Source organism: Rhizobacter sp. P3_C12 (assembly GCF_056402735.1).
Map to the genome: position 1 here is coordinate 1 of NZ_JBFUGW010000230.1, position 10,119 is coordinate 10,119.

A 10,119-nucleotide genomic window follows, 5' to 3' on the forward strand; every position below is an offset into this window, starting at 1 on the left:
GGATTTTCCAGGCTCCGACGCCGATCGAGCAGGCGGTCGATTTTGTCGATGCGCTGCTCGCCGTGCCGGGTGTCCGGCTGGCGGAGCAGGGCGCGGAGTGGCCTCGTCTGCGCCAACTGTGCCTGGACAAGCAACTCAGCGGCAACCTTCTGCCGGACGCCTGGCTGGCTGCGGCCGTCGTCCACATGGGCGAACACCTCGTGAGCTTCGATCGTGACTTCAGGAAGCTGATCGGCCGCACCCACTTCACGTTGCTTGAGGCGGGTGCTCGATAGATGCGAACGAAAAAAGAAGCCCGCTCCGGGCCGGAACAGTTCGGCTTGCCCGGGTTCGACGAGTTGCCTCCGCCGCCACCGCCGCCGCCTGTTCAGGCGGGCCGCGTCCCTCCGGTGCCCCAGCACCTGGGCCTCTTCTTCGCACTGCGGCCCACGCCGCAGGTCGCAGAACGCATCATCGAGCTGGCAACCCGGCTGCGCAGCGAACACGGCCTCAGCGGCAAGCTGCTCACGCCCGAGCGCCTGCACGTCACGCTGCGCGCAATGGTCGACGACGAAGCCAACGTCGAGTCGGCGATGCGTGCCGCCGCGGGCCTCGTGCACGAGGGCTTCGGCGTGGCCTTCGACCGGGCGATGAGCTTTCCCGGCAGCGGTGCCTTCGTGCTGCGCAGCAGCGAGAACCTGCCCGCGCTCGCCGCCTTCCGCCGCCGGCTCAACCTGGCGATGGGCGACACCGAGGCGCAGGCCTCGCGCAGCGCCACGCCGCACCTGACGCTGCTGTACGACCGCCGGCACAGCATCGCCGAACACGCGATCGAGCCGGTCGGCTGGCAGGCCGCCGGCTTCGCGCTGGTGCGCAGCCACGTCGGCCTGGGCCGCCACGAAACCCTGGGCGACTGGCCGCTGTCGTGAGCGCGCCGTGAGGTACGATGCCGACCGCCCCGAACTGGCATCGGGCGGGGACCTCCTATGAAAGCCACCTTCGGATTCGTGTCGCTGCTGATCGCACTGGCGATCATCGGCATCGTCATCAACAAGCAGTTGAAGGCCGTCGGCAAGGTGCCGGTGGTGGCCACCGACGGCAGCGTGTCGCAGGGCACCGGCGCCGCCAGCGGCACGGTGCGCGAGCAATCGCAGCAGTTGCAGGAGAAGGTGCGCAGCGATGTCGTCAAGGCCCTCGAGCAGGGCGCGCAGGGCACCGCCCGCCAGGACGACTCCCCCAAGTGATCCCGGCCCCTGACGCCGCCGGCGCCGCGCTCCAGGCGGCTTCGGCCGCCGACGAACACGCGATGCGCATCGCGCTCGACCAGGCCCGCAACGCGTGGCTGGTCGGCGAGGTGCCGGTGGGCGCCGTCATCATGCGCGCCGGCCAGGTGATCGCCACCGGCTACAACCGCCCGATCACCGAGCACGACCCGACCGCGCATGCCGAGATCGTCGCGCTGCGCCATGCGGCCACGCTGCTCGCGAACTACCGGCTGCCCGAGTGCGAGCTCTACGTGACGCTCGAGCCCTGCGCGATGTGCGCGATGGCGCTGATGCACGCGCGCTTCAAGCGCGTCGTGTTCGGCGCGCGCGACCCGAAGACCGGCGCGGCCGGTTCGGTGATCGACCTGTTCGGCGAGGCGAAGCTGAACCACCACACGCAGATCGTCGGCGGCGTGCTCGCCGACGAATGCGGCGGCGTGCTGCGCGAGTTCTTCGCCGAACGCCGCGAGCTGTACCGCCAGCGCCGCGCCGGCGCACAGCCCCCATCCCCCGCGCCGGCTGACGAGCCGTCCGGCATCCCCACCGGAGAGGTACTCGAGATTGAGCCCGCAACCCCACCATCCTTCACACCTCCATTCGCACCATCATCACCATCACGATGATGAGCCGGCAGGCCGCTCGCTGACGATCCTGTCGCCGGCCGGCGTGGTCGCGAGTGCGGCACCGCTGCGCCGTGCCGTGAAGCGCCTGACGGCGCTCGGCTTCGAGGTCAGCGTCGACGAATCGGCGCTGGCGAAGCACCAGCGCTTCGCCGGCGACGACGACCTGCGCCTGGCCGCGCTGCACCGCGTGGCCCGCCAGGCGCCGTCGATCGCGATGGCGGCACGTGGCGGCTACGGCCTCACGCGGCTGCTCGACCGCATCGACTGGAAGCTGCTCGGCCACAGCGTCGAGCACGGCACGCGCTGGGTCGGCTACAGCGACATGACGGCGCTGCAGCTCGGCCTGCTCGCGCACACGAAGTCGACCAGCTGGGCCGGGCCGATGGCCTGCGGCGACTTCGGCGCCGAGGTGCTCGACGAGGTGACGCCCGATTGCTTCTCCGAGGCGATGACCGGCGAACTGGAGGCGGTGGGCTTCCGCACCGAAGCCGGTTTCGAAGGCCTGGAACTGAAGGGCACGCTGTGGGGCGGCAACCTGTGCGTGCTGAACGCGATGCTGGGCACGCCGCACTTCCCGAAGGTCAAGGGCGGCATCCTGTTCGTCGAGGACGTCAACGAGCACCCCTACCGGATCGAGCGCAGCCTGCTGCAACTGCACCAGGCCGGCGTGCTCGGCACCCAGAAAGCGATTCTTCTCGGTGCGTTCACCGAGTTCCGCAAGTCGCCGCTCGACCGCGGCTACTCGCTGAAGCGCATGGTCGAGCACCTGCGAAGCGTGACAAAAGTCCCGATCCTGACCGGTTTGCCGTTCGGGCACGTGCCGACGAAGCTGACACTGCCGATCGGTCGCAAGGTCACCCTGCTCGTCGACGGCCGCAACGTCCTGGTGGGCTGGTAGCTGGCTGACTTCTTGCTTGCAACCGAATGCCCTGCAGGCTCGGGGCCGGTAAAGCCGTGGAAACCCCTGGCAAACCGGCTGCTCGCCGGGCTTTATCATTGCTGACTGCCTCGCGGCGACTCGGCCACAAGCCGGGTTGTGTGAGGCTCTTGTTTTTTGTCCGGCCTGTGCTTACCCGCACGCGCCGTTTGTCTGCTGTCGAAGGAGTGCGCGGGATGCGGGGATCTGGAACGTGGCTGGGCCGTGGGCTCGCAGCCCTGCTCACCACCTGCGCCGTGCTGGCCGGTTGCGACAACAGCCCGCAGCCGAAGGGCGCCGCGCAGACGAACACGATGTTCACCGCGTACCAGGAGCGCTCGCCGCGCTACCTCGACCCGACCGCTTCCTACGCGAACAACGAGACGCCGATCACGTACCAGGTCTATGACCCGCTGTACGCGTACCACTACCTGAAGCGCCCGTTCGAGCTGATCCCGAAGACGGCCGCCGAGATCGCGCACCCGCACTACCTCGACAAGAACGGCCAGCCGCTGGCCGACGACGCACCGGGCGAGCTGGTCGCCGAGAGCGTCTACGACGTGAAGATCAAGCGCGGCGTGCTGTACGCGCCGCACCCCGCCTTCGCGAAGAACGAGCAGGGCGCGTACCTGTACCACGATCTGAAGCCCGCCGACACCGAAGGCAAGCGTTCGCCGTGGGACTTCGCGAAGACCGGCACGCGCGAGCTGGTGGCCGACGATTTCGTCTACGCGCTGAAGCGCCATGCCACGCCGCGCATCGAGGCACCGATCTACGGCATCTTCTCGGAGTACGTGATCGGCCTGAAGGAATACGGCACGCAGATCAAGGCCGAGGATGCCAAGCTGCGCCAGGGGCTCGACCCGGCCTCGCTCGACAAGCCCTTCCTCGATTTCCGCAAGTGGCCGCTGGCCGGCGCGAGCGCGCTCGACGACCACACGCTGCGCATCCGCATCCGCGGCAAGTACCCGCAGTGGAAGTACTGGATGGCGATGACCTTCCTCGCGCCGGTGCCGTGGGAGGCCGACAAGTTCTACGCCCAGCCCGGCATGGCCAAGAACGGCCTGGCGATGACGCGCTGGCCGGTCGGCACCGGTCCCTACATGCTGACCGAGTACGTGCAGGACCGCCGGCACGTGCTGAGCCGCAACCCGAACTACCGCGAAGACCTCTACCCCTGCGAAGGCGAGCCCGAGGACCAGGCCGCCGGCCTGCTGAAGGATTGCGGCAAGCCGATGCCCTTCATCGACAAGCTCGTCTTCAACAGCGAGAAGGAGAAGGTGCCGTACAAGGCCAAGTTCGTGCAGGGCTACCTGGACGAGCCCGAGGTCGAGCGCGTCGACTGGGGACCCGATTTCCTGGCCGATGCGAACGACTCGGACGAGGTCAAGAAGCGCTTCGAGGAGCGCGGCTTCCAGTTCCCGCAGACGGTCGACATCTCGATCTGGTACCTCGGCTTCAACATGCTCGACCCGGTGGTCGGCAAGGGCGCGACGCCGGAGGAAGACGAGCGCCACCGCAAGCTGCGCCAGGCCGTCTCGATCGCGATCGACTGGGAAGAAGGCTATGGCCGCATCTTCATCCAGAAGGGCGGCGTCGCGGCGCACGGCCCGGTGCCGGCCGGCCTGTTCGGCTCGCGCCACGGCACGCCCGAGGGCTACAACCCGATCACGCACAAGATGGTCGACGGCCGCGTCGTGCGCCGCTCGATCGACGAGGCCAAGCAGTTGCTGGCCCAGGCCGGCTACCCCGACGGCCGCGATGCGAAGACCGGCCGCCCGCTGGTGCTGAACTACGACTTCCAGCGCGCGATCACACCGGAGTTCCGCGCCGAGCTCGACTGGATGGTCAAGCAGTTCGCGAAGATCGGCGTGCAGCTCGAGATCCGCGCGACCGACTTCAACCAGTACCAGGACAAGACGCTGAAGGGCAAGCACCAGATCTTCTGGGCCGGCTGGCTCGCCGACTACCCCGATGCGGAGAACTTCCTGTTCCTGCTGTACGGGCCCAACTCGAAGAGCCGGCACGAAGGCGAGAACATCGCCAACTACGACAACCCCGAGTACGACAAGCGCTACAAGCAGCTGCAGTTGCTGGAAGACGGTCCGCAGAAGCAGAAGGTGATCGACGAGATGGTCGACATCGCGCGCAAGGACGCGGTCTGGTCGTTCGGCTACTACCCGTATGCGGCAGGCGCCTACCAGCAGTGGGTCTACAACGGCAAGCCGACCATCATGATCCGCGACATGGTGCGCTACCACCGGCTCGACCCGGTGCTGCGCACCGCGAAGCAGGCCGAGTGGAACCACCCGGTGTACTGGCCGCTGCTGCTGATCGCGGCGGCGCTTGCGCTGCTCGCCTGGATCGCGCGGCGTGGCTTCATCGCCCGCGAACGCGCCAACGCCCTGGCCGGCGTCGCCACCCGTCCCGCGAAAGCCTGACCGATGCTGAACTACGTGATCCGCCGTGGCTTCTACGGCTTCCTGATCCTGCTCGGAGTCAACCTGTTCACCTTCCTGCTGTTCTTCACCGTCAACACGCCCGACGACATGGCGCGCCTGAACATCGGCGGCAAGCGCGTCACGCAGGAGCAGATCGAGAAGTGGAAGACCGAGCGCGGCTACGACAAGCCGCTGTACGTCAACGACAAGGCGAGCGGCCTCGAGCGCATCACCGACACCGTGTTCTGGGACCGCTCGGTCTCGCTGCTGGCGCTGAAGTTCGGCCGGTCCGATGCGCGCAGCGCCACCGACGTCGGCCATGAGATCCGCACCCGCATGTGGGTCAGCCTGCAGCTCGCGGTGCCGCTGTTCCTGCTGCAGGTCTTCGCGAGCGTGGGCTTCGCGCTGCTGCTGGTGTTCTTCAAGAACTCGCGCATCGACTTCTGGGGCGTGGTTGCCTGCGTGCTGATGCTGTCGATCAGCAGCCTGTTCTACATCATCGTCGGCCAGTTCCTGTTCTCGCGCATGTTCCGGCTGGTGCCGATCTCGGGCTTCGCGCCGGGGCTCGATGCGGTGCGCTTCCTGATCCTGCCGGTGATCCTGTCGCTGCTGTCGCGCCTGGGCGGGGAAGGGCGGCTGTACCGCGCGATGTTCCTCGAGGAGATCGGCCGCGACTACGTGCGCACCGCGCGCGCCAAGGGCCTGAGCGAGCCGCGCGTGCTGTTCCGCCACGTGCTGCCGAACGCGCTGATCCCGATCATCACCAGTGCCGGCAGCTACCTGCCCTACGTGTTCCTCGGCAGCCTGGTGTTCGAGAGCTTCTTCGGCATCCCGGGCCTGGGGGCCTACGTGATCGATGCGATCTCGGGGCAGGACTTCGCGATCCTGCGCTCCATCGTCTTCATCGGCTCGCTGCTGTACATCGGCACCTACATCCTCATCGACATCGCGTACACCTGGGTCGATCCCCGGGTCCGGCTCAGCTGAGCGCGCACCGGGACTGAACTCATGCCGAAGATTGTTTTCCTGTGGTCGGACGTGGTGGTGATGCTGCTCGTGCTCGCCTTGCTCGTGTACGGCTGGCGGATCCACCGCAGCCCCAACCTGCGCGCCTCGTGGCTGAAGGTGTTCCGCGATCCGCCGGCGATGTGCTCGGCGGTGATCCTGCTGGTGTTCCTCGGCGTTGCGGTGGTCGACAGCGTGCACTTCCGGCGCGCGCTGCAGAACGCCGCGAGCGCCGGCGCGCAGCAGGCGCAGGCCTACAGCACGCGCACCGAATCGCTGCTCGACGTGGTGCTCTCGACGCAGGTCGACGGGCGCGAGACCACCTATTCGGCACCGCTCGCCACGCGTGCCTTCACGAAGGATTCGCGCGAGGTCAACGGCCGCACCGAGCGCATCTTCCCGCGGCTCGACCACGGCGGTGCGCACCTGAAGGACGACGCGGCCGAGTGGGCCGGCGACGTGACGGGGCGCGCCCTGCTGGGCCTCGTGATCGGCCTGCTGGTCGGGCTGGCCATCGTGTCGGCGGTGGCCGCGGTGGTCGCGCGCGTCAACGGCTGGACCTGGCGCCAGGCCTGGCACCAGCTGCTGCACAACCACACCGACCTGCCGCTGCGCGCCGGGCTGATCACCGTGCTGGCACTGTGCGCGATCTTCGGGCCGGTGTTCGCACTCGCGACGCAGTACCACGTGTTCGGCACCGACCGCACCGGCAACGACGTGCTGTACCAGGCCTTCAAGAGCATCCGCACCGCGTTCGTGATCGGCAGCCTGTCCACGGTGGCAACACTTCCGCTCGCGGTCGCGCTCGGCATCCTGGCCGGCTATTTCAAGGGCTGGATCGACGAGGTGATCCAGTACCTCTACACGACGCTGTCGTCGGTGCCCAACGTGCTGCTGATCGCCGCCTGCGTGCTGATGATGCAGGTCTTCATCGACACCCACCCCGACCTGTTCGAGACCGGCGCCGAGCGCGCCGACGTGCGGCTCTTCCTGCTGTGCGTGATCCTCGGCCTGACCGGCTGGGCCACGCTGTGCCGGCTGCTGCGCGCCGAGACGATGAAGCTGCGCGAGCTCGACTACGTGCAGGCCGCCACGGCGTTCGGCGTCAGCTCGTGGCGCATCATGCTGCGCCACATCTTCCCGAACGTCGTGCACCTGATCATCATCACGACGGTGCTCGATTTCTCGGCGCTGATCCTGTACGAGGCGGTGCTGTCGTACGTCGGCGTCGGCGTCGATCCGTCGATGAACAGCTTCGGCGGCATGATCAACCTGGCGCGCAACGAGATGTCGCGCGACCCGGTGGTGTGGTGGTCGTTCGCCGCCGCGTTCAGCTTCATGGTGGCGCTGGTGCTGGCCGCCAACCTGTTCGCCGACGGCGTGCGCGATGCCTTCGATCCGCGGGCGCGCAGCTTCCGCCCGCGCCGCAACCCGCTGGGCCGCCTGGCCCGCGTCGACCGTACCACTCGCTGAGCTGCCGTTGCCATGCTGCAAGTCCAAGATCTGAAGGTGGCGCTCGACGCCGAGGCCGGCCTCGTGAAGGCCATCGACGGCTTGCGCCTGACCATCGCGCGCGGCGAGACCTTCGCGCTGGTCGGCGAATCCGGCTGCGGCAAGAGCATGACGGCGCTCGCGCTGATGCGCCTGCTGCCCGACAACGGCCGCGTCACGCAGGGTTCGCTGAACGTCGAGGGCGAGGATGTGTTCGCGCTGCCCGAATCGCGCATGCGCAGCGTGCGCGGCGGCAAGATCGGCATGATCTTCCAGGAGCCGTCGACCAGCCTGAACCCGGTCAAGCGCGTCGGCGAGCAGATCGTCGAGGCGATCGAGGCCCACACCGAGCTGCGCGGCGCCGCGGCCCGCGCCAAGGCCATCGAGTGGCTGGGCAAGGTCGGCATCCCCGAGCCCGAGCGCCGCATCGACGAGTACCCGTTCCGCCTGAGCGGCGGCCAGAAGCAGCGCGTGATGATCGCGATGACGCTGGCGGCCGAGCCCGATTTCCTGATCGCCGACGAGCCGACCACCGCGCTCGACGTGACGATCCAGGCGCAGATCCTCGACCTGCTGAAGCGCCTGCAGAGCGAGCAGGGCATGGGCCTGCTGCTGATCACGCACGACCTCGCGGTGGTGGCCGGCATGGCGCATCGCGTCGCGCTGATGTACGCCGGGCAGATCATCGAGGAGGCGACGAGCGACGAGTTCTTCCGCTCGCCGAAGCACCCCTACGCGAAGCTGCTGCTGCGCGCGCTGCCCGATGCCGACAAGCGCGGCGGCCGGCTCGCGGCGATCCCCGGCACCGTGCCGCCGCTGTGGCAGGAGTTCACCGGCTGCCGCTTCGCGCCGCGCTGCGACCGCGTGATGCCCGAGTGCCACACGACGATCCCCGAGCTGATCGATCTCGGCACGCGGCGCAATGTGCGCTGCATCCTGTACCGCGATGGTGCGCAGCCGGTCGATGCCGCCCCGATCCAGGGCGAGGCGATCGCCGCAGTGCCGCAAAAGCGCGCCGACAGTGGCGTGGACCAGCCACTGCTGCTGGATGTGAAGCAGCTGTCGGTCCGCTTCGCGATCCGCAAGGGCCTGCTGCAGCGCGCCCACGGGCACTTCAACGCCGTCGATGGCATCTCGTTCGCGATCCGCCCCGGCGAGACGCTGGCGCTGGTCGGTGAATCCGGCTGCGGCAAGACGACGACCGGCAAGGCCATCGTGCAGCTGCTGCGCCACCAGGCGGTGATCGAGGGCCAGGCGATCTTCCAGGGCCGGGATCTCTTCTCGCTGCAAGGCGATGCGCTGCGCGATGCGCGGCGTGCGGTGCAGATCATCTTCCAGGACCCGTTCGCATCGCTGAACCCGCGCATGCGGGTGTTCGACGTGCTCGAAGAGGGGCTGCTCGCATTGCGCCCCGAGCTCGATCTCACCGCACGGCGCGAGCTGCTCGAGAAGCTGGTCGACCAGGTCGGCCTGCGGCGCGATGCGCTGCAGCGCTACCCGCACGAGTTCTCGGGCGGCCAGCGCCAGCGCATCGCGATCGCGCGCGCACTGGCCGTCAACCCGAAGCTGATCGTCTGCGACGAGCCGACCTCGGCGCTCGACGTGTCGGTGCAGGCGCAGATCCTCAACCTGCTGCGCGAGCTGCAGCGCGAACTCGGCGTGTCGTACCTCTTCATCACGCACAACATCGGCGTCGTCGAGTACATCGCCGACCACGTGGCGGTCATGCAGAAGGGGCGCATCGAGGAATCGGGCACCACCGAATCGGTGCTGGGCTCACCGCAATCGAGCTACACGCGCACCTTGCTTGCGGCGGTGCCCCGAATCAGGGCCGAACTGAGCGCCTGATTCATCGCCACCCGCATCGATGGCATCGGTCCATCGATGGGCGAACCACCCCGCTTTCAGCGGGCGCGGCACAGCTTTGCTCGTCCATTTTCGAGGGCTGTTGCACAGGGCCAACGGCTGTGTTGTTTCAGGTTAGGGAAGGGTGCCCAGGTGCGCGTCGAAGTATGTCGTCGAGGGATCGATCGCCATCGTCGGCACCGGCCGCAAACCCGCATGGATGCTGGGTTTTCCGACATCGACGCGCGTGCGCCATAGGCCCGGGCAGCCTTTGCGCCTGCACGCCTTCTGAAGCGATCAAGGAATACCCTAAAGGGTCCCCTTTTCCCTTCAGTGACAATTCTTTTACATGTCTTTGCGGACAGGTCATGGCAGGTTCATGAAGCCGGCACATGACTTGCTGTGAGAGTGGGTTTATCGATCAACCTTTTCAGTGTTTTAGGAGATCACATGTTTAGAAGAACGAAGGTCTGCACCGGCCTGATGTTGGCGTTCGGCGGCAGCCTCGCGCTCGGCTCATTGCCCGCTCTCGCACAGCAGCAGATGGACAAGGT

Annotated in this window: 9 protein-coding genes; all 9 read left to right on the top strand. The window is 67.7% G+C overall.

What is annotated here, in order from left to right; all coding sequences use genetic code 11:
- Positions 1-275, top strand: a 275-nt coding sequence (locus AC1DXV_RS26100) for a PIN domain-containing protein (protein WP_477936285.1), incomplete at its 5' end; no start/stop codon positions are given.
- Between the two features lie 114 nt (positions 276-389).
- Positions 390-908, top strand: coding sequence for a 2'-5' RNA ligase family protein (locus AC1DXV_RS26105; protein WP_477936287.1), 519 nt, complete (start codon positions 390-392; stop codon positions 906-908).
- A 57-nt stretch (positions 909-965) separates the two neighbouring features.
- The gene (locus AC1DXV_RS26110) at positions 966-1,223 is read left to right on the top strand and encodes a hypothetical protein (protein ID WP_477874570.1); all 258 of its coding nucleotides are present in this window, start codon (positions 966-968) and stop codon (positions 1,221-1,223) included.
- A gap of 62 nt (positions 1,224-1,285) precedes the next feature.
- On the top strand, positions 1,286-1,867 hold the full coding sequence (tadA, locus tag AC1DXV_RS26115; protein ID WP_477936295.1) for a tRNA adenosine(34) deaminase TadA: 582 nt from the start codon (positions 1,286-1,288) through the stop codon (positions 1,865-1,867).
- The gene (locus AC1DXV_RS26120; RefSeq protein ID WP_477872972.1) at positions 1,806-2,765 is read left to right on the top strand and encodes an LD-carboxypeptidase; all 960 of its coding nucleotides are present in this window, start codon (positions 1,806-1,808) and stop codon (positions 2,763-2,765) included. Before tadA ends, AC1DXV_RS26120 begins: the two co-directional genes overlap by 62 nt.
- A 215-nt stretch (positions 2,766-2,980) precedes the next feature.
- Entirely contained in the window at positions 2,981-5,224 is a 2,244-nt protein-coding gene (locus AC1DXV_RS26125; RefSeq protein WP_477936289.1) for an ABC transporter substrate-binding protein, read from the top strand.
- Between the two features lie 3 nt (positions 5,225-5,227).
- On the top strand, positions 5,228-6,211 hold the full coding sequence (locus AC1DXV_RS26130) for an ABC transporter permease (RefSeq protein ID WP_477873038.1): 984 nt from the start codon (positions 5,228-5,230) through the stop codon (positions 6,209-6,211).
- 21 nt (positions 6,212-6,232) lie between these two features.
- Positions 6,233-7,702: an ABC transporter permease gene (locus tag AC1DXV_RS26135; RefSeq protein ID WP_477936291.1), complete on the top strand. Its 1,470-nt coding sequence runs from the start codon at positions 6,233-6,235 to the stop codon at positions 7,700-7,702.
- Between the two features lie 12 nt (positions 7,703-7,714).
- Positions 7,715-9,568, top strand: coding sequence for an ABC transporter ATP-binding protein (locus AC1DXV_RS26140; RefSeq protein ID WP_477936293.1), 1,854 nt, complete (start codon positions 7,715-7,717; stop codon positions 9,566-9,568).
- Positions 9,569-10,119 lie beyond the last annotated feature (551 nt).